The 19570-nt window shown below is 73.8% G+C and carries 17 protein-coding genes; 15 read left to right on the top strand and 2 right to left on the bottom strand.

What is annotated here, in order from left to right; genetic code table 11:
- Positions 1–4 precede the first annotated feature (4 nt).
- The 6 genes from ACN268_RS09150 to ACN268_RS09125 are packed head-to-tail and all read left to right on the top strand — an operon-like array spanning position 5 to position 5895.
- Entirely contained in the window at positions 5–229 is a 225-nt protein-coding gene (locus ACN268_RS09150; RefSeq protein ID WP_421482704.1) for a tautomerase family protein, read from the top strand.
- Positions 230–261: 32 nt separating this feature from the next.
- Positions 262–1224, top strand: a complete 963-nt coding sequence (gene cysK / locus ACN268_RS09145) for a cysteine synthase A (protein ID WP_421482703.1) — start codon at positions 262–264, stop codon at positions 1222–1224.
- 29 nt (positions 1225–1253) lie between these two features.
- Positions 1254–2543: an ATP-grasp domain-containing protein gene (locus ACN268_RS09140; protein WP_421482702.1), complete on the top strand. Its 1290-nt coding sequence runs from the start codon at positions 1254–1256 to the stop codon at positions 2541–2543.
- The gene (locus tag ACN268_RS09135) at positions 2544–3806 is read left to right on the top strand and encodes an ATP-grasp domain-containing protein (RefSeq protein ID WP_421482701.1); all 1263 of its coding nucleotides are present in this window, start codon (positions 2544–2546) and stop codon (positions 3804–3806) included. It begins immediately after the preceding gene.
- A complete protein-coding gene (locus tag ACN268_RS09130; protein WP_421482700.1) occupies positions 3803–5224 on the top strand; it encodes an MFS transporter in 1422 nt (473 codons plus the stop codon). The genes ACN268_RS09135 and ACN268_RS09130 overlap by 4 nt, the downstream gene beginning before the upstream one ends.
- Positions 5224–5895, top strand: coding sequence for a TRM11 family SAM-dependent methyltransferase (locus ACN268_RS09125; protein WP_421482699.1), 672 nt, complete (start codon positions 5224–5226; stop codon positions 5893–5895). The genes ACN268_RS09130 and ACN268_RS09125 overlap by 1 nt, the downstream gene beginning before the upstream one ends.
- Positions 5896–5902: 7 nt before the next feature.
- On the opposite strand, the gene ACN268_RS09120 is transcribed toward ACN268_RS09125, so the two are convergent.
- Positions 5903–7471, bottom strand: a complete 1569-nt coding sequence (locus ACN268_RS09120; RefSeq protein WP_421482698.1) for a class I adenylate-forming enzyme family protein — start codon at positions 7469–7471, stop codon at positions 5903–5905.
- Positions 7461–9005 (bottom strand): NAD(P)-binding domain-containing protein, encoded by a 1545-nt coding sequence (locus ACN268_RS09115; RefSeq protein ID WP_421482697.1) that lies wholly within the window; start codon positions 9003–9005, stop codon positions 7461–7463. Before ACN268_RS09115 ends, ACN268_RS09120 begins: the two co-directional genes overlap by 11 nt.
- A 63-nt stretch (positions 9006–9068) precedes the next feature.
- Between ACN268_RS09115 and ACN268_RS09110 the strand changes: the two genes are divergently transcribed.
- The 9 genes from ACN268_RS09110 (at position 9069) to ACN268_RS09070 (ending at position 19486) form a co-directional block, all read left to right on the top strand.
- The gene (locus ACN268_RS09110; RefSeq protein ID WP_421482696.1) at positions 9069–10580 is read left to right on the top strand and encodes an aromatic amino acid ammonia-lyase; all 1512 of its coding nucleotides are present in this window, start codon (positions 9069–9071) and stop codon (positions 10578–10580) included.
- Positions 10577–12139 carry an FAD-dependent oxidoreductase gene (locus ACN268_RS09105; RefSeq protein ID WP_421482695.1) on the top strand — a complete coding sequence of 521 codons (1563 nt, stop codon included), beginning with the start codon at positions 10577–10579 and terminating at the stop codon, positions 12137–12139. The genes ACN268_RS09110 and ACN268_RS09105 overlap by 4 nt, the downstream gene beginning before the upstream one ends.
- Position 12140: 1 nt before the next feature.
- A complete protein-coding gene (locus tag ACN268_RS09100) occupies positions 12141–13202 on the top strand; it encodes an alpha-hydroxy acid oxidase (RefSeq protein WP_421482694.1) in 1062 nt (353 codons plus the stop codon).
- Entirely contained in the window at positions 13199–14536 is a 1338-nt protein-coding gene (locus tag ACN268_RS09095) for a cytochrome P450 (RefSeq protein WP_421482693.1), read from the top strand. Before ACN268_RS09100 ends, ACN268_RS09095 begins: the two co-directional genes overlap by 4 nt.
- Positions 14533–15798, top strand: a complete 1266-nt coding sequence (locus ACN268_RS09090; protein ID WP_421482692.1) for a cation:proton antiporter — start codon at positions 14533–14535, stop codon at positions 15796–15798. Before ACN268_RS09095 ends, ACN268_RS09090 begins: the two co-directional genes overlap by 4 nt.
- 74 nt (positions 15799–15872) lie before the next feature.
- Positions 15873–16520, top strand: a complete 648-nt coding sequence (locus ACN268_RS09085; RefSeq protein ID WP_363655882.1) for a response regulator transcription factor — start codon at positions 15873–15875, stop codon at positions 16518–16520.
- Complete coding sequence (locus tag ACN268_RS09080) at positions 16520–17800, top strand: sensor histidine kinase (RefSeq protein ID WP_421482691.1); 1281 nt, start codon at positions 16520–16522, stop codon at positions 17798–17800. Before ACN268_RS09085 ends, ACN268_RS09080 begins: the two co-directional genes overlap by 1 nt.
- Before the next feature lie 130 nt (positions 17801–17930).
- The gene (locus ACN268_RS09075; protein WP_204923229.1) at positions 17931–18338 is read left to right on the top strand and encodes a YciI family protein; all 408 of its coding nucleotides are present in this window, start codon (positions 17931–17933) and stop codon (positions 18336–18338) included.
- A gap of 2 nt (positions 18339–18340) precedes the next feature.
- Positions 18341–19486, top strand: coding sequence for an RNA polymerase sigma factor (locus tag ACN268_RS09070; RefSeq protein ID WP_421482690.1), 1146 nt, complete (start codon positions 18341–18343; stop codon positions 19484–19486).
- The last annotated feature ends 84 nt before the right edge of the window (positions 19487–19570 follow it).

The following is a 19570-nucleotide window of genomic DNA, read 5'->3' as shown; positions in this document are numbered from 1 at the left end:
TCCGATGCCGCACATCAACATCAAGTTTTTCCCGGTCGACCTGCACCGGGACACCGAGCAGCAGCTCGTCGACGAGCTGACCGAGGCGGTCACCAGCGCCTTCGGGTGCAGCCCGAACGTGGTGTCCATCGCCCTGGAACCGGTGGAGGAGCAGCGCTGGCAGGCGCAGGTCTACCAGCCGGAGATCGTCGAACGGCAGCACCTGCTGCGCAAGGTGCCCAACTACTGACGTCCCGGCCCCTGTAGGAGGTGGAGACCGCCATGGCGCAGCCGACCCGTACCCTCGCACCGAGACCGTTACCCAGCATCGCCGACGGCATCGACGACCTCGTCGGCAACACACCCCTGCTGCGCCTGCCCGTCGCGCACCGGGCACCCGGTGCCGAGGTGCTGGCGAAGCTGGAGTGCGCGAACCCGGCGGCCAGCGTGAAGGACCGCGCGGCGCTCTACATGCTCCGCGCGGCGGAGGCCGACGGGCGGCTGCGCCCCGGCGGCGTCGTGGTGGAGGCGACGTCGGGCAACACCGGCATCGCGTTGGCCGCCCTGTGCGCGGCGCGCGGGTACCGCTGCATCATCGTGCTGCCGGACAACGCCACCCCGGAGCGGATCGGCCTGCTGCGCCGGTTCGGCGCCGACGTGGTGCTGACCCCCCGCGAGGCGCGTTACCAGGGCGCGGTCGACAAGGCCGAGGAGATCTGCGCGATGACGCCGGGCGCGTGGTTCGTCCGGCAGCACGACAACGACGACAATCCCCGGGCCCACCGGGAGACCACCGGCCCGGAGATCTGGACCGACACCGGCGGCCGGGTCGACGTCCTGGTCTGCGGGGTCGGCACCGGCGGCACGCTCAGCGGCACCGCCGGCTACCTCAAGGAGCGCAACCCCGCGCTGCGGGCGGTCGCGGTGGAGCCGGCGGGTTCGCCGTTGCTGTCCGGGGGTACGGCCGGCACCCACGCCATCCCCGGTTTCAACGGCGGGTTCGTCGCCCCCACCACCGATCTGAGCCTGATCGACGAGGTCGTCACCGTCACCGACGAGGAGGCGGCGGACACGAGCAGCTGGCTGGCCCGCCGCGTCGGGGTCCTCGCCGGGGTGTCCTCCGGGGCGGCGACCCACGTGGCGCTGCGGGTGGCCCGTCGGCGCGACAGCGTCGACAAGCGGATCGTCGTCATCCTCCCCGACACCGGGGAGCGCTACCTGAGCATGTGGTCGGAGCGTCCGTGAGACGCCGGAGATTCGGAGGGGACGGTCCCGTGCGGACACTGCTACTCGTCGGTGGCGTCGACGACACCGCCGTCGCGGCGAAGGAACTCGGTCTGCGGGTGCTCCTGCTCCAGCACCCCACCAAGATCACCGAACGGCAGCGGCAGGTGGCCGACGTCGTGGAGGTGCTGGACTACACCGACTGGACGCTGACCGCGCCGGTCGTGACCCGGCTGCACCAGCGGTGGCGCATCGACCAGGTGGTCTCGCTGACCGAGCCGGGCCTGGACATCGCGGCCCGTGCCCGTGACCTGCTCGGCCTCGACGGCACCAGCTACCCGGTGTCCCGCCGGTTCCGGGACAAGCTCGCCATGCGCCGCCACCTGGTCAGCCGCGACGCCGAGGCGGTCGCGGCGGCACCCCTGCGCGACTTCGACGACCTGCGCGCCTTCGGTCTGCGGCACGGGTACCCGTTCGTGGTGAAGCCGACCGCCGCCACCGCCAGCATCGGGGTGTTCCGGGTCGACGACCCGTCCGGCCACGAGGCCGTGTGGGAGCAGGTGTGCCGGTTGCGGGGGACCCGCACCGACCGGGTGTCGACCCTGCTGGTGCTCGACGACTTCCTGATGGAGGAGTACGTCCACGGCCGGGAGTTCAGCGTCGAGACGTTCAGCTTCGCCGGCCGGCACGTGGTCGTCACGATCACCGAGAAGATGACCGACCCGGGCCACTTCGCCGAACTCGGCCACGCCGTGCCGGCCCGGTTGACCGAGGACGCCTGGGACCGGGTCGGCGAGTGCGTCGGCACCTTCCTCGACCACCTGGGCTTCACCGACGGCCCCTGCCACACCGAGGTCCGCCTCAGCGGCACCCGGGCCCGCATCATCGAGGGCCACCACCGCTACGGCGGCGACGCCATCCCCGAACTGGTCCGCGCCGTGTACGGCATCGACCTGGACCGGCTCGCCGTCGGCTGGCCGTTCCGCCTGGTCGACCCGTTGCCGGACAGCCCCGCGCCGCGGGGTGCGGGCTGTGTGCGTGCCGTCGTCGGCCCACCCGGTCGGGTGCTGTCCGTCGAGGGGGTGCAGGAGGCGGCCCGTCAGCCCGACGTCCTGGCGGTGCGGATCAGTGCCCGGCCCGGCGACGAGGTGCGCCCGCTGCGGGACAACTGGGACCGGCTCGGCCTGGTCGCCGTCACCGGCCCCACCGTCGTCGTCGCCGCGCAGCGGGGTGCGCGGCTCGTCGACGAGTTCATCCGCATCCGCATCCGCGACGACCGGGGTGCCGAGCACCTGGCCCGGGTCGCCGAGGTGCACCAGCTGACCGGGGCGGTGGGGTAGGTGAGCGTGCTGATCCTGCACCGCAATCCGCTGGAGCCGTTCCCGTACCGGGACTGGCTGGCCGACCACGACCAGCCGGCGGTGCTGCTCGCCGCCCGCGACAAGATCGAGTCCTTCGGCGAGCAGATCCCGACCGACACCCTCGGCCTGGCCCACCTGGAGGTGCTCGACCACTACGACCGGGACGTGGCGGCCCGCGCCACCGCGCTCGCCGCCCACCACCGGCCCCGGCACGTCGTCGCCCTGCACGAGGCGGACCTGGAACTCGCCGCCGAGCTGCGGGCACGCTTCGGGCTGCCGGGCCCCCGGCCCGCCGACATCCGGCCGTTCCGCGACAAGCTGCTGATGAAGCAGCGGGCGGTGGCCGCCGGCATCGAGGTGGCCCCGCACACCCTGGCGACCACGGCCGGGCAGGTACGGGCCTTCGCGGCCGACCACGGGTACCCGGTGGTGCTCAAGCAGCGGGCCGGCTACAACTCCGTCGGGTTGCGCATCGTGCGCTCCGCCGGGGAGCTGCCCGCCCATCTGGACGAGCTGTACCGCGACGGCGACCGCGACGACCTGCTCGTCGAGCGGTTCGTGCCCGGCCGGATGTGCCACGTCGACGGGTTCGTCCGGGCCGGCCGCACCGTGCTGGCCTGGCCGTCGCAGTACCAGTACGACCTCGCCTCGTTCGGCAGCGACCCCGGCCCGCGCATCGACGTCACCCTCGACCCGGACGACCCGCTCACCGGCCGGCTGCTCGACCTCGTCGACCGGGTGCTGGCCGCCCTCACCCGCTCACCCGGTGCGCTCACCGACCACGCCTTCCACGCGGAGGTGTTCCACACCCCCGACGACCGGCTGGTGCTCTGCGAGATCGCCTGCCGCAGCGGCGGGGCGAAGATCCGCGAGGTGTTCGAGGTGATGTTCGGCGTCAACCTGGCGGAGGCGGAGCTGCGGACCCAGTTGGGGCTGCCCGTACCGGCGCTGGACCGGCTCACCGGCGACGCCCGCCCGCGTCCGCGCAGCATGTCCGGCCAGATGCTGATGATGAAACGTCCCGGGCTGGTCCGCACGGTGCCCAGCCCGCCGACCGAGCCGTGGGTCCGCCGGTTCTGGTGCTGGGCCCGACCCGGGCAGGTGATCCCGCCGGCCGCCGGCTCGGCCGACTTCCTCACCGCCGCCGTCGCCGCCGCACCGACCCGGGTCGAGTGCGAGGCGCGGCTACGCCGGCTCGGCGACCGGGTCGCCGCGCAGATCCAGATCGGGGAGGCGTCGTGACCGGCCGGGGAGTCCAGGCCCGCTACATGGCGGCGATGGTGATCGACGCCACCGGCAGCGGCATGTACCTGCCGCTGTCGCTGATCTACTTCCAGCACAGCACCGGCCTGTCCGTGGGACGGGTCGGCGCGATCGTCAGCGCGGCGGCGGTGCTCGGCCTGATCGCCAACCCGCTGACCGGGGTGCTCGTCGACCGGTTCGGCGCACGGGCCGTGGTGGTGGGCGGCTACCTGCTGCGCGCCGCCGCCTTCGCCTGCTATCCCCTGGTCGACTCGGCGGGGCCGCTGTTCCTGGCCGTGCTGGTGGTGGCGTTCGGTGACGTGTCGTTCTCCCCGTCGGTGCACTCGCTGGTCGCGGAGATCGCCAGCGGCAGCGCCCGGGACAAGCTGATCGCCGCGCAACGGAGCCTGCGCAACGCCGGGCTCGGCGCGGGTGGTCTGCTGGCCGGGGCGGCGCTCACGGTGCGGGCCGACCGGGCGTTCACCGTGATCGTGCTGACCAGCGCGGTCGCCTTCACCGTCGCGGCCGGGCTGATCCGGGCGATCCCCGTGCACCGCCGGTCCGGCGGAACCCCCCGTACGACGCAGGGTCGGGGCTACCGGCTGGTGGCCCGCAACCGTCCGTTCCTCGCCCTCACCCTGCTCAACGTGCCGACCGCGTTCGGCTACATGGTGCTGGCGGTGAGCCTGCCCGTCTACGTGACGCTGCACCTGGGGCAGCCGGCCTCGCTCGTCGGCGCGCTCTACGCGGTGAACACCATCGGCATCGCGGTGGCGCAGATCCCGGTCACCCGGGCGTTGACCCGGTTCCGCCGGTCCCGGGCCGTGGCGGCCGGGGCCGGCGTGTTCGGGCTGTCGTTCGTGTCGTTCGCGGTGCTCGGCGCGACGGCCGGCGGCGCGGTGCTGCTGGCCGGCGTGTTCGCCGCGACCGCACTGTTCACCGTCGGGGAACTCCTGCACGGGGCGACCGCGTCCGCGCTGGTGGTCAACGCGGCCCCCGAGCAGACCCGGGGCCGGCACCTCGCCGTCTACCAGCTGTCCTGGGCGGTGCCGGCCGCGTTGGCGCCGGCGGTGCTGACCGCGCTGCTGTCGCTGTCGCCGACCGGCATGTGGCTCGTGCTGGCGGCCGGAGTGGTGGTGTCGGCCCTCGGCGTGCTGCGCCTCGAACCCCACCTGCCCCCGGCGGCGGTCCGGGCGCCGGCCGCGCCGCAGACGACCGACGGGCCGACCCCGCCGCCGTCCGGGGACACCGCCCCCGGCCCGTACGGCGGCGCGCCCGTCGCCGACCCACCCGGCGGTCCCTCCGCCGCTGATCCCCCCGGCGGCGCGTCCGTCGCCGACCCGCCCGGCGACGCGCCCGCCGCCGGTTCCTCCGACGGTCGCGCCGCCGGCCCCGTACGAGTCAGGGAGAGTCACTGATGGGTGTTGCCAGCTGGGTGGTCCTCACCGGCGACGATCCACGGCACGCGCCACCGGCAGCCGCCGGCCAGTGCGGCTGGGTGAGTCAGATCGCGCCCCTGGTCACCGAGTTCAGTCGGCCGGGGGACCTGGTGCTCGACCCGTTCGCCGGATGGGGGACCAGCCTCGTCGCGGCCTCGGTCACCGGCCGGCGCGGCATCGGCCTGGAGATCTCCCCGGACCGGGCCAAGCAGGCGGCGCGCCGTCTGGAGGCGTACCCCGGCCAGGTGATGATCTGCGGTGACGCCCGCCGGCCCCCGGTGCCCGACCGCAGCGTCGACTTCCTCGTCACCGACCTGCCCTACTTCGGCACCGCGCTCGACACCGACTCCCCGGTCGACGGCCAGTTCTACGCGCTGCGCGACTACTCCGCCTACCTGACCGCCCTCGACCACGCCTTCCACGCGTTGGCCCGGGTGCTCAAGCGGGGCGCGTACGCGGTCGTCGCGGTGCAGAACCGGCGGGTCGGCGACCGGTTCGTGCCGCTGGCGTGGGACGTCGGCCGGGTGCTCGGCGGTCACCTGACCCTCGGCGACGAGCGCATCCACCTCTATCCGCGCCCGGTCACCGAGGGGGACCCGATGGTCAACAACCGGGGGCACGAGTACCTGCTCGTCGCGCGGAAGCGGTAGCCGCCGCTCAGGAACCGGCACCCACGCCCAGGGCGCGCTTGTCCGGCTTGCCGCTCGGCCCCACCGGCACCCCGGCGATCACCTCGACGGTCGTCGGGACGGCGGCCGCGCCCAGGGCCGCCGCGACCCGGGCGCGCAGCCGGTCGACGTCCAGCGGGCAGCCGCCGGCCGGCACCACGTACGCGTGCACCGCCTCGCCGGTGACGTCGTCGGGGCGGCTGACCACGTACGCCTCGGCGACGGCGGGGTCGGTGGCGAGCACCCGCTCGATCGGACCGGCGTACACCAGGTTGGCGTTGACGATGATCACGTCCCGGGCCCGGCCGTACAGGTGCAGGTAGCCGTCGGCGTCCAACCGGGCCAGGTCGCGGGTGCGCACCCAGCCGTCGGTGAACACCTCGGCGGTCTCGGCCGGGTCGCCCCAGTAGGAGCCGGCCTGCGCCGGGGTCCGGACGAACAGTTCACCCTCGGTCGCCGGCCGGCCGTCGGCGTCCCGCACGGACAGGTCGACCACCGCCGGGGCGCGCCCGACCGAGGCGAGCCGGCGCGGGTCGGCCAGCAGCTCGGCCGGGGTGACCATCGCGATCATCCCGGTCTCGGTCTGCCCGTAGCCGTGGAAGACGACCGGGCCGAGCACGTCGAGCGCCTCGGCGAGCCGGGACGCGGTGAGCGGGGAACCGGAGACCACGAGCGCCCGCAGGCTGCCCAGGTCGACCGGGTCGGCGCGCTGGTCCCGGACGAGCTGGTGCAGCTTGCCGACGGTGATCACGCTCGCGGTGGCCCGGTGCCGGGTGATCATGCCGGGGAACCCGGGCGGGCGGGCGGCGACCAGGGTGCCCCCGGCGGCCAGGGTGAGGATGCCGTACTCCAGCATCACCTGGCTGCTCAGCGAGCCGAAGACCAGGTAGCGCCCCAGCCGGGGGGCGAGTTCGGCGATCGCCGGTGGCCACCGGTCGGGGTGGGCCGCCCAGGCCGCGCCCATCGCCGCGTACGTCTGGGCGCAGCCCTTGGGATGGCCGGTGCTGCCGCTGGTCCAGGTGATTCGGGCGACGTCGCCGGGCCGGCCGGCGGCGACCAGCGGGCTGCCGTCGTCGGTGGTCCCCGCCAGCGTGGCGAGCCGGGCGTCGTCGACGAGCAACGCGTCGTCGCTGGCGAGTAGCCGGTCGAGTTGCGCCGGGGTCAGCTCGGGCCGGATGCCGGACACCCGCGCGCCGACGGTGAACGCGGCGAGGACACCGGCGAGCGCCTCCGGGGTGACCCCGATCCGCAACGCCACCGCCCGTCCGGGCCCGATGTCGGCGGCCCGCAGCCCGCTGGCGATCCGCCGGACCAGGTCCGCCAGCTCGGCCGCGCCGACGATCCGGTCGCCGTCCTCGAAGACCGGCCGGTCGCCACCGGTGGTGAGCAGCCGCAGCACGGGCTGCGGCCACAGCTCACCACCGGCGGCGGTCCCGGACCGGTCGCGGTCCGCCGACCCGCGACCGGTCCGGTCGTGCCCGCCGTACCGGCCGGGCCCCGTGGCGCGATGGTCGGCGTCCGCCGCGCCACGGCCGTCGTGGTGGTGCTCAGCCGGCATCGGACAGGACGCCCTTGAGGAACAGCGCCAGGGGCTGCTGGTGCACGCCGGGCAGGTCCCAGTTGTTCTCCAGGTTCTCGGCGAGGTGGTGGGTGGCGACGACCTGCCCGCCCCGGTGCACCCGGACGACGGGGTGCAGGTAGCTGGCGTCGTGGGCGCGTTCGGCGTCGTTCTCGGCGATCCGGGGGACGGTGATGTCGAACGGGTCGACCTGGTCGTGGTCCGGGCCGTACTCCAGGGTGGTCACCACCGCGAACGGCTCGGGCCCCAGGCCGCCGTCGTGCAGGTGGGCCACCGGCACCTCCTCGTGGTAGCGCGCGACACCGTCGGCGATCACGACGACGTCGCCGAGGACGGTGAACTGCTGCCACAGCGCGGAGGTGCGGTTGATCCGGGCGATGATCGCGTCGGTGATCGCCTCCGGGGTGGCGTCCAGTGTGGTGGCCGGCCAGGGCGTGCCGTGGTACCGGGCGTCGAGCATCCGGTGCAGGGCGCGTACGCCGTACCGGAAACCGTGGATGAAGCCGTTGGTGGAGCGCTTGAAGTCGCGTTGCTGGGTGAGGGTGCCGGCGAAGAACAGGCCGGGCACGTTCACCGACTCGAAGCCGGAGGTCTGCTCGGGGAAGCGGTCGTTGATGACCAGCCGGGGCCGGGCCGACGGGTCGAAGATGTCCGCGTCGAACCGGAAGCCGGTGCACAGGATGATCCGGTCGTAGTCGATCTGCCGCAGCGACTCGCGGGTGCGGGCGTACCGGAAGTCGATGCGGTAACCGCCGTCGTCGCGGCGGGCGATCCGCTCGACGGTGCCGTCCAGGACCGCGTTCTGCGACTTGAGCTGGTAGGTGTCGAGGAAGTTGTTGTTCACCGCGCGCAGGTGCCCGACGTAGTGCGTCTGCCAGGCCAGCCGGATCGAGTGCGGTCCGGCGACGTGGATGACGGCGGCGGTCTCGACCAGGGCGTCGGCGGTCTCGAAGGCCGAGTTGCCCTTGCCGATGATCAGGACCCGCTGGTTGGTGAAGTCGTCCGGGTCGACGCTGACGGTGTCGTAGCGTTCGGCGAGTTCGACGCCCTCGATCGGCGGGACGTAGAGCTTCGAGACGCCGGTGGCCACGACGACCCGGCGGGCGGTCAGGGTGTCGTCGCCGGTCTGAACGGTGAACAGGTCACCGTCGCGGGCGATCCGGGTGACCCGGGTGTCGTAGCGGACCCGCAGCCCCTGCGCGAAGGCGGCGAGATAGCGCACCATGTCGTCGGCGTGGGGGAAGTAGCGCCGGCTGAAGTTGCGGAACAGCAGCGCCGGATCGTCGGTGAGCAGCGAGTTCCAGTCGGAGCGCAGGTTGAACTCCGGATCGTCGGACCCGGTCCAGACCTTGTTGATGGAGATCAACTGGCGGTGCCGCGGGTAGCGGCCGAAGAACGTGCCCGGCGCCGGCCCGGCCTCCAGCACCAGATGGTCGCGGCCGTCGCGCTCCAGCAGGGCGGCGAGTTGGAGCCCGGCCGGCCCGGCTCCGATGATCAGGTAGTCGAGCGTCATGCGGCGCACCGTATCGGCCCGATTTCAAAGCGTTCTGAGAATCGCTCTCTAGGGTCCGGTCGCATGACGACAGAGGTTGATCTCGCGGCACCGCTGCGGATCGCCGACCTGAGCGCCGCCCGCGACCCGGTCCGGGTCGTGGTCGGCACTCAGGTCCGCGACCGGGTCACCCGCACCCGCACCTTCCTGTCCGCGGTGCTCGGCGAGGACCGCGCGGTGTACGGCAGCACCACCGGCTTCGGCGCCCTCGTCGGGTACGCCGGCCGCGCCGACCTGCGCGACCAGGCCGACAACACCCTCGCCCACCTCGGCGCGGGCCACGGCCCGGATCTCGCCCCCGAGATCGTCCGGGCGACCGTGCTGGTCCGGGCCTGGTCGCTGGCCCGGGGCGCGTCCGGGGTGTCGCCGCACGTCGTCGACGCGTTGGCGGCGATGCTCGGGACCACCTTCGTGCCCGCCGTGCCGAGGTGGGGTTCGGTGGGCGCGAGCGGGGACCTGATCCCGCTGGGCGCGGCGGCCCAGGCGCTGCGCGGTCGCGGCCACGCCTACCTCGACGGGGTACGCCTGCCGGCCGCGCAGGCGCTGGAGAAGGCCGGCCTGACCCCGCTGCCGCTGGACGGACGGGACGCCCTGGCCCTGGTCAACGGCACCTCGCTGACCACCGCGGCGACGGCGCTGGCGTTGTCGGCCGTACGTGCCGCGCACCGGGCGGCGCAGGTGCTCACCTGCCTGCTGGCCGACCTGCTCGGCTGCGACCCGCAGTTCCTCGACGCCCGGCTGCTGCGCGCGTACGGGCACCCGGGCGCGATCGACGTGGGCGCGCGGATGCGGCAGGTCGGCGCGGGTCTGGTCGCGTCGGGCAGGCGTCCGTTGCAGGAGCCGTACAGCATCCGGTGCGCGCCGCAGCTGCTCGGCGCGGCCGAGGACGCGCTGCGCCACATCGACGGGGTGGTCACCGCCGACCTGGGCAGCGTCAGCGACAACCCGCTGTTCTTCCCCGACGACGACCTCGTGGTGCACGGCGGCAACTTCTTCGGCCAGCCGGCCGCGTTCGCCGCCGACCTGCTGTCGATGGTGGTGGCGCAGGTCGGCAACCTCGCCGAACGGCAACTCGACCTGCTCGTCGACCCGCACCGCAACGGTGGCCTGCCGCCGATGCTGGCCGCCGGCCCGGGTCAGCAGCACGGGCTGCAGGGGGTGCAGCTGGCCTCCACCGCGCTGATCGCCGAGATCCGCCGGGACACCATGCCGGCGAGCATGCAGAGCCTGCCGACCAACCTGCACAACCAGGACGTCATCCCGCTCGGCACCCAGGCCGCCCTGCGGGTCTTCGACCAGGCCGGGCTGCTGCGGCTGATCGTCGGCTCGTTGGCGCTGGGGCTGCGTCAGGCCGCGTACGTGGGGGCCCGGACGCCCACCGCTCCGGGCTGCGCCCGGGTGCTGGCGGCGCTGGTCGCGGCGATCCCCCCGATCGACCCGGACCGGCCGCTCGACGGCGACGTCCGGCGGGCCGCCGACGTGATGGACGCACTGGAACTCCCGTTGACCCCTCTCACCCTGGATGGCCCGTCGTGACCCTCGACTGTCTGATCATCGGAGCCGGCCCCGCCGGCCTGCAACTGGCCGCCCTGCTCGAGGCCGACGGCCGGCGCGACTACCTGGTGCTGGAGGGCGCGGACATCCCGGGCGCGTTCTTCGCCACCTACCCCCGGCACCGGCAACTGATCTCCATCAACAAGCCGCACACCGGCTCCGACGATCCGGAGTTCAACCTGCGGCTGGACTGGAACTCGCTGCTCAGCGACGATCCGGCGCTGCGGTTCACCAGGTACACCGAACGGTACTTCCCGGACGCCGACCAGATGGTCCGCTACCTGGCCGACTTCGCCGCGACGACCGGGGTGAAGGTGCGCTACGGCGCGCGGGTCACCTCCGTGTCCAAGGTGGACGGGGTTTTCGAGGTGCACGCGGGGGAGACCTTCCGGGCCCGGCGGGTGGTCGTCGCCACCGGCGTGTCCCGGCCGTACCTGCCGGACATTCCCGGGCTGGAGCTGGCGGAGCAGTACGCGGACATGCCCGTCGACCCGCGCGACTACCTCGACCAGAAGGTGCTGATCATCGGCAAGGGCAACTCCGCGTTCGAGACGGCGGACAGCCTGATGGAGACCACCACCCTGATCCACCTGGCCGGGCCCAGCTCGGTGCGGATGGCCTGGCGCACCCACTACGTCGGGCACCTGCGGGCGGTGAACAACAACTTCCTCGACACCTACCAGCTCAAGTCGGCCAACGCGATCCTGGACGGCACCGTCCGGCGGATCACCCGCGACGCCGACGGCTACACGGTGACGTTCGCGTTCTCCCGCGCCGACGAGGTGACCAAGGAGCTGCGCTACGACCGGGTGCTCGTCTGCACCGGGTTCGCCTTCGACGCGTCGATCTTCGACGAGTCGTGCCGGCCGGAACTGGCGATCCGGGACCGCTTCCCGGCCCAGACCGCGCAGTGGGAGTCGGTGAACGTGCCCGACCTGTTCTTCGCCGGCACCATCACCCAGCAGCGGGACTTCAAGCGCTCGACCAACGGGTTCATCCACGGTTTCCGGTACGCCGTGCGGGCCCTGCACCGGATCCTCGAACGCCGGTACGGGGACACGCCGTGGCCGGCGGAGAAGCTGGACGCGACCGGGGCGTCGATCGCCGACGCGATCATCGCCCGGGTCAACCGCACCTCCGCGCTGTGGCAGCAGTTCGACGTCCTCGCCGACGTGGTGACCGTCGCCGACGCCGACGCGCGCTACCACGAGGAGGTGCCGGTGGACTACTTCACCGAGACCGGCCTGCGCACCGCCGACCACGACTACTCCGACGCGTTCGTGGTCACCCTGGAGTACGGCCCGGAGCACGACCAGGTGGACCCGTTCGACGTGACGGTGAAACGGGTCGCGCAGGACGTCGTCGGTCAGGCCCACGACGCGGCGTACCTGCACCCGGTCGTGCGCCACCACCGGGACGGCCGGGTCGTCGCGACCCACCACCTGGCGGAGAACCTGGAGAACCGGTGGGACCGGCCACAGGTGCACGTGACGCCGCTCGTCGCCTTCGTCGACAGGTGCCTGCGCGGGGCCGGGGACTGACGTGCCGGCCCTCGACGAGGTGGCGCTGAACCTGGCGGACGTGGCCGCCGCCGCCCGCCGCCGCCTCGACCCGGTGCACTGGGACTTCTTCGCGGGCGGGGCGGGCGACGAACGGAGCCTGCGGGCCAACGAGGCGGCCTTCGCCCGGCGCTTCCTGCTGCCCCGGGTGCTGCGCGCCACCGGCGACCGGGACCTGCGGATCTCGCTGCTCGGCAACGAGGTCTCGATGCCGGTGCTGGTCGCGCCGACCGCGTTCCACCGGCTGGCCCACCCCGACGGCGAGCTGGCCACCGCCCGCGCCGCCGCCGAGGCCGGCACGGTCATGGTGGTGAGCATGGCGGCCACCCGGCCGGTCGAGCAGATCGCGGCGGCCGGCGGGACGCTGTGGTTCCAGCTCTATCCGCACACCGACGTGGAGTTCACCACCACCGTGGTCCGGCGGGCGGTGGCCGCCGGCTGCCGGGCCCTGGTCGTCACGGTCGACTCGCCCGTGTTCGGTCGGCGCGAGCGCGACCTGCGGCACGGATTCGTCGACCTGCCACCCGGCATGGTCTGCGAGAACATGCGTGACGCGAACGGCCGGGTCCGGGACGTCGAGATGAACGCCCGGGCGAGCTGGGAGCTGGTCGCCGTGCTGCGTCGGCTCACCACGGTGCCCATCCTGCTCAAGGGGGTGTTGCACCCCGAGGACGCCCGGCTGGCCGTCGAGCACGGGGTGGACGGGGTGGTGGTCTCCAACCACGGCGGCCGGCAACTCGACGGGGTGACGGCCACCCTGGACGCGTTGCCGGCCGTCGTGGCGGCCGTCGGCGGGCGGCTGCCGGTGCTGGTCGACGGCGGGCTGCGGCGCGGGGTCGACGTCCTTGTCGCGTTGGCGCTGGGGGCGACGGCCGTGCTGGTCGGCCGCCCGGTGCTGTGGGGGCTGGCGGCGGGCGGCGCGGCCGGGGTGCGGCACGTGCTCGACCTGTTGCGCGCCGACCTCGACCGGGCGTTGGCGCTGGTGGGCGTCGCGCGGCCGGGCGACCTGAGTGCCGACCTGGTCACCGTGGGAGCCCCGGCGTGAGCGCGCCGGTGCTGTGCGGCGTGCTGCTCGTGGCGGTGGTCGGCTGGACCCTGCCCCGGTGGCTGCCCCCGGCGGTGGTGCGGCTGCGGCAGTGGGTGTTCGCCCGGGTCAACGGCGAGGAGGGCATCCCGGTGCCCGGTCCGCTCGTCGACGTCGAGCACTTCGAGCGGCTGTACGCCGACCCGGCGGCCGACGGGCGCAGCCGGGGCGCCGGCCTGTCCGACCTGTTCTGGTACTGGCTGTCGCCCGGCCCGCACATGCACCAGGAGCACCTGGAGCCCGGGGAGCGGTACCGGGCGGTGGCGGGGGTGACCCGGCAGGTGCTCGCGCTGCGACCGCAGCGCGTCGACGCGCTCGCCACCGCCGCCACCCGGCGGGTGCTCGACGAGCTGCCGGCCGGGCGGGTCCACGTCCGGTTGCGGGACCTGATGATGCCGGTGTGGGCGGAGGTCTTCCACGAGCTGATCTTCGGTGAGGTGTGCCCGCCGCAGGTCCGGGCGCTGTACGTCGCCAACGCCACCGACGTGGTCGCCGCCCTCAAGTGCACCGGCCTGCGGCACCTGGACCGGCGGGACCCGTTGACCCGCTACCTGCGGGGGCGTCTCGAGGCGGGCACCTGCCCGGTGACGTTGCCACCGCCGTTCACCACCGAGGAGACGGCCTGGTACCTGCACGGCGCGTTCGGCACCACGGCGGTGGTGCAGATGTCCGAGGCGATGGCGCACGTGCTGCTGGCCCTGGCCGCCCGGCCGGACCTGCAGCGGGGCCTGGACGACGACGACGCGTTGGACCGGGTGGTCGACGAGACGCTGCGGGTGCACCCGCTTTTCGGCGTCGCGCACCGGATCACCTCCGCGCCGATCGGGTTGCCCTCCGGGGTCACCCTGCCCGCCGGGTCGGTGCTGCTCTTCAACTACCTGGCGTTCCAGCGCAGCGGGCCGGCCGGCGACGAGCGGTTCGACCCGGACCGGTGGCGCACGCTGCGTCGCCGTGACGCCCGGTTCATCCCGTACGGCGTCACCGCGAACCGGGCCTGCCCGGCGCGCGGGGTGGCGCCGGTGATGTTGCGCGCCGCGACCCGGGAGGTGCTGCGCCGGTACGCCCTGGCGTCCTCGGCCGCGCACAGCCGGTCGCTGCCCAGCCGGGGCCCGGCGTACCTGACCCCGGTCGGGGTGGCCGGCCCGGGGCGGCTGCGGCTGGCCGCGATGCGGTGGCGGGACCGCTGGGCCGACGTGGGTCGCAGCGTCCGGCAACTGGTGTTCGGCGCCTGGATGGTGGTCGACGCCCGGCGACAACGGTTGTGCACCACCTACTTCGAGGAGGCGGTCCGGTGACCCCCACGCAGTTGGCTCCACGGTTCTTCATCGCGGTCGCGGTGATCCTGATCTTCTGTAAGGCGGTGGCCTGGCTGCTCGGCAAGGTGGGGCAACCCGCCGTGGTCAGCGAGATGCTCGCCGGTGTGCTGTTGGGCCCGTCGCTGCTCGGCTTCGTGCTGCCGGACGTGAAGGACGCCCTGTTCCCGACCGCGCTGCTGCCGGTGCTGTACGTGGTGGGCCAGGTGGGCCTGGTGCTGTTCATGTTCCAGGCCGGGTACGCCTTCAGCGCCCACCGGGTGACCGGCCTGGTCGGCACCGCCGGGCTGGTGTCGCTGGCCGGGGTGACCGCGCCGCTGGTCCTGGGGGTGGGGCTGGTCCTGGTCACCGCGGACGCCGTGCCGATGCGGGCCGACGGGACGTCGATCGGGGTCTCGGCGGCGTTCGTCGGGGTGGCGTTGGCCATCACCGCCTTCCCGATGCTGGCCCGGATCATCACCGAACGCGGGCACGCCGGCACCCGGCACGGCACGCTGTCGCTGGCCAGCGGCGCGATCGACGACATGGCCGCGTGGATCATGCTGGCCGTGGTGCTGGCGTTCGCCTCCGGCCGGGCCGGGCCGGCGGTGGTCACCGCCGGTGGGGCGGTGCTGTTCGGGCTGGTGCTCTGGCTGGGCGGGCGGCGGGTGACCACCGTGCTGATGACCCGTCCCGGCCTCAACGACTCCGCCCGGGTGCTCGGCACGGTGGCCCTGCTCTTCCTGGTGGCCTGGTACACCGACGAGATCGGGCTGTACGCGGTGTTCGGCGCGTTCGCGGTCGGCGTGGTGATGCCCCACAACGCCAACACCGACCGGGTGGTGGACACCCTCACCCCGGTCGCCGCGACGGTCTTCCTGCCGCTGTTCTTCACCTATTCGGGGCTGCGGACGGAGTTCGGGCTGCTCGGCAGCCCGCCGGTGCTGCTGTTCGCGGCGGCCTGCGTGACGGCGGCGATCGTCGGGAAGTTCGGTGCCTGCTGGGCGGCGGCCCGGCTGCGGGGCGAGTCGCAGGGCGTCGCGCTGCGGGTGGGCGCGTTGATGAACGCCCGGGGTCTGATGCAGCTCATCGCGCTCAACGTCGGCCTGGAGGCGGGCATCGTGAACGCCTCGCTGTTCACCGTGCTGGTGCTGGTCGCCCTGATCACCACGATGATGACGACCCCGCTGCTGAGTTGGATCGAGCGCCGGGAGGCCCGTCGGGGCGACGGCGTCCGGCCACGGACACTCGCGACGGTGAAATGATAAAAAGATAGCTATCACTTTTTAGGCCCCCGCTGTGCGATCGTGGAGGCATGCACGGGGGAGGACCTAACCGGTTGCTGTTGGTCGAGGACGACGAGGAACTGGCCGACCTGCTCACCGAGACACTGAGCGGTGAGGGCTTCCTCGTCGACCGGGCCGCCGACGGCCAGCGTGGCCTGCACCTGGGGCTGACCCGCAGCTACGACGTGCTGGTCGTCGACCGGATGCTGCCGGCGCTGGACGGCCTCGACCTGGTCGCCCGGCTGCGGTCCCGGGCGGTCCCGACCCGGGCGCTGATGCTCACCGCGCTCGGTGGCGTCGGCGACCGGATCGCCGGGCTGGACGCCGGCGCCGACGACTACCTGGGCAAGCCGTTCGACCTGGACGAGTTGAGCGCCCGGGTCCGGGCGTTGTGCCGGCGCGGCGCGGAATCCACCACCGTGCTGCGCATCGGCACCGGGCGGCTCGACCTGACCTCGCACGACGTGGTGCTCGCCGACGGCACCCAGGTGGCGCTGTCCGCCCGGGAGTTCGAGCTGCTACGGGTGCTGGCGGCCCGGCCGAGCACCGTGCACTCCCGGGGTGAGCTGCGCCGCCGGGTCTTCGACGCGGCCGCCGCGACGTCGCTCGTGGACACCTACGTCTACTACCTGCGGCGCAAACTCGGCCGGTCGGTGATCCGGACCGTGCACGGACTCGGCTACCGACTCGGAGCGCTGTGATGGAGCTGGTGGAGCAGTCGATGGTACGCCGGGCCCGGCTGCGGATCGGGCTGCTGGTGGGGCTGGCCATCAGCGCCCTGCTGCTGCTGGCCGGCGGCCTCTCCTACGCCGTCCTGGTCCGCAGTCAGGAGGCGCAGATCCACCGGGAGCTGGCCTGGGGCGTCCAACACGCCACCATCCCCGGCCCGCCCGCGTGCAGCTGGGTGTTCCGGTACAACGGGCTCACCACCGACACCGGCTTCAACCCGCCACCGGCGGGCTTCCCGCTGACCGGGGCGTTGCGGTCGGTGGCCGCCTCCGGAACCACCGAGGTCACCACCGTCACCCGTAACGGCACCACCTACCACGTCCGTACCGAGTCCCGCAGCGACGGGGTGGTCGTGCAGGCGGTCTTCGACGCCCGGTTCCAGCTGTCCGACCGCCGGCACCTGCTGCTCGCGTTCAGCCTCGCCGCCACGGTCGGGTTGTTCGTCGCGGTGCTGACCGGCGCCCTGGTCGGGCGCCGGGCCGTCGCGCCGCTGGCGGAGGCGCTGACCCGGCAACGGCGGTTCATCGCCGACGCCAGCCACGAGCTGCGGACCCCGATCGCCCAGGTGCACATCCGGGCCCAGTTGATGGCGCGGCGGGCGCGGACCGGGGGCAGCACCACCAGTGTGGAGGATCTCGACAGGCTGATCGGCGGCACCCGCCGGCTGGGCGAGATCGTCGACGACCTGCTGCTCTCCGCCCAGCTCGCCGCCGCTCCCGCCGACCGCCGTCCGTACCCTCCGGTCGACCTGACCGCGCTCGTCTCGGCGGCCGTCGCCGCCGAGACGGAACGGGCCGCCGAGCGGCAGGTCACCCTCGCCGCCGACCTGCCCGACGGGCCGCTGCCGGTGCCGGGGGTCGCGTCGGCGCTGCGCCGGGTGGCCGGTGAGCTGCTGGCGAACGCGCTCGCCCACACCCCGCCCGGCGGCCGGATCGACGTGTCGTTGCGGGCCGGCGGCGACTACGTCGAGTTCGTGGTCGCCGACACCGGGGTCGGGTTCGACCAGGCCGACGCGCGGCGCATCTTCGACCGCTTCCACCGGGGCGGGGGTTCCGGGGAGCACCGGTTCGGGCTGGGGCTGGCCCTGCTCCAGGAGGTCGTGACGAGCCACCGGGGCACGATCGAGGCCGAGGGCCGGCCGAACCAGGGGGCGGCGTTCACCGTCCGCCTGCCCGCCACCCGGGCGTCCGAGGTGCCGGAGCGGACCTCGGGCATCCGCCGCCTGCGGGTACGCCAGCTCGTCGCCAGGTGAGCCACGTCGGGCCGCGACACCCGGGGCGGGAAAAATGTTCCGCCGCCGGTGTCGAGAACGGCAGGCCGGCTCCGTCCCCGGGGTGAACGCGGCCAGAATGGGGGTCGCGCCGGCACCGAGGAGAGACCCGATGGCGAAGTACCTGCTGCTCAAGCACTACCGGGGTGCCCCACCCGCGGTCAACGACGTCCCGATGGACCAGTGGACGCCCGAGGAGATCACCGCCCACGTGCAGTACATGAACGACTTCGCGGCCCGGCTGGAGGGCACCGGCGAGTTCGTCGACGGTCAGGCCCTCGCCCCCGAGGGGACGTTCGTCAGGTACGACGGGCCGGGGCGTCCGCCGGTGACCGACGGGCCGTTCGCCGAGACCAAGGACCTCGTCGCCGGGTGGATGGTGATCGACGTGGACAGCTACGACCGGGCCGTCGAGCTGGCCGGGGAGCTGTCCGCCGCGCCGGGGGCGGGTGGGAAGCCGATCCACGAGTGGCTGGAGCTGCGTCCGTTCCTGACCGCCCCGCCGACCGTCACCGACTGACGGTGGACGGTGACCTGCTGCGCCGGCTCACCCCGGAGGTGCTCGGGGTGCTCGTGCGGCGCGGGGCGGACTTCGCGGCGGCCGAGGACGCCGTGCAGGACGCGCTGGTCCGGGCGCTGGACGTCTGGCCGGCCGACCCGCCCCGGGACCCGAAGGGCTGGCTGGTCACCGTGGCCTGGCACCGGTTCCTCGACGCGACCCGGGCGGACGCCGCCCGTCGTCGGCGCGAGGACCTCGTCGTCGAGGAACCGGGGCCGGGGCCGACGTCGGGGGTGGACGACACCCTCCGGCTCTACTTCCTGTGCGCCCATCCGTCGCTGAGCCCGTCGTCGGCGGTCGCGTTGACCCTGCGCGCCGTCGGCGGGCTGACCACCCGCCAGATCGCCCGGGCCTACCTGGTGCCGGAGGCGACCATGGCGCAGCGGATCAGCCGCGCCAAGCGCACCGTGTCCGGCGTACGCCTCGACCGTCCCGGCGACGTCGCCACCGTGCTGCGGGTGCTCTACCTGGTCTTCAACGAGGGCTACTCCGGCGACGTCGACCTCGTGGCCGAGGCGGTCCGGCTCACCCGGCAGCTCGCCGCGATGGTGGATCATCCTGAGGTGGCCGGGCTGCTCGCCCTGATGCTGCTGCACGACGCCCGGCGCGCGGCCCGGACCACGCCCGACGGCGGGCTGGTCCCGCTCGCGGCGCAGGACCGCAGCCGGTGGGACACCGACGCGATCGCCGAGGGGGTGCGCATCCTGCAGGCGGCGCTGGCCCGGGACCGGCTGGGCGAGTTCCAGGCCCAGGCGGCCATCGCCGCGTTGCACGCCGACGCGCCCGTCGCCGCCGAGACCGACTGGGTGCAGATCGTCGAGTGGTACGACGAACTCGTGCGGCTGACCGACAGCCCGGTCGTCCGGCTCAACCGGGCGGTGGCCGTGGGGGAGGCCGACGGGGCACGGGCGGGGCTGGCGGCCCTCGCGGCGGTGGACCCGGCGGTGCCCCGCCACGCGGCGGTGACGGCGTACCTGCACGAGCGGGCCGGTGATCCGGCGACGGCGGCCCGGTGGTACGCCGAAGCCGCCCACCGGGCCGCCCACCTCGCCGAACGTGACCACCTGATCCGCCAGGCCGCCCGCCTCAACGCCCGTCCGCCCGGCTGAGTTCCGGTGCGCCCACCCGGCACCCGGGGCTGACGGCGGTGCCGTCGACCCGGGACGGGACCCTTTTCATTGATACCCTTGACT

The sequence above is a fragment of the Micromonospora sp. WMMD735 genome, assembly GCF_049178995.1.
In the GTDB taxonomy this organism is placed as follows: Bacteria; Actinomycetota; Actinomycetes; order Mycobacteriales; family Micromonosporaceae; genus Micromonospora; species Micromonospora wenchangensis.
Note: the sequence above shows the minus strand (reverse complement) of the source record. Positions and strands in the feature narration are given on the sequence as shown.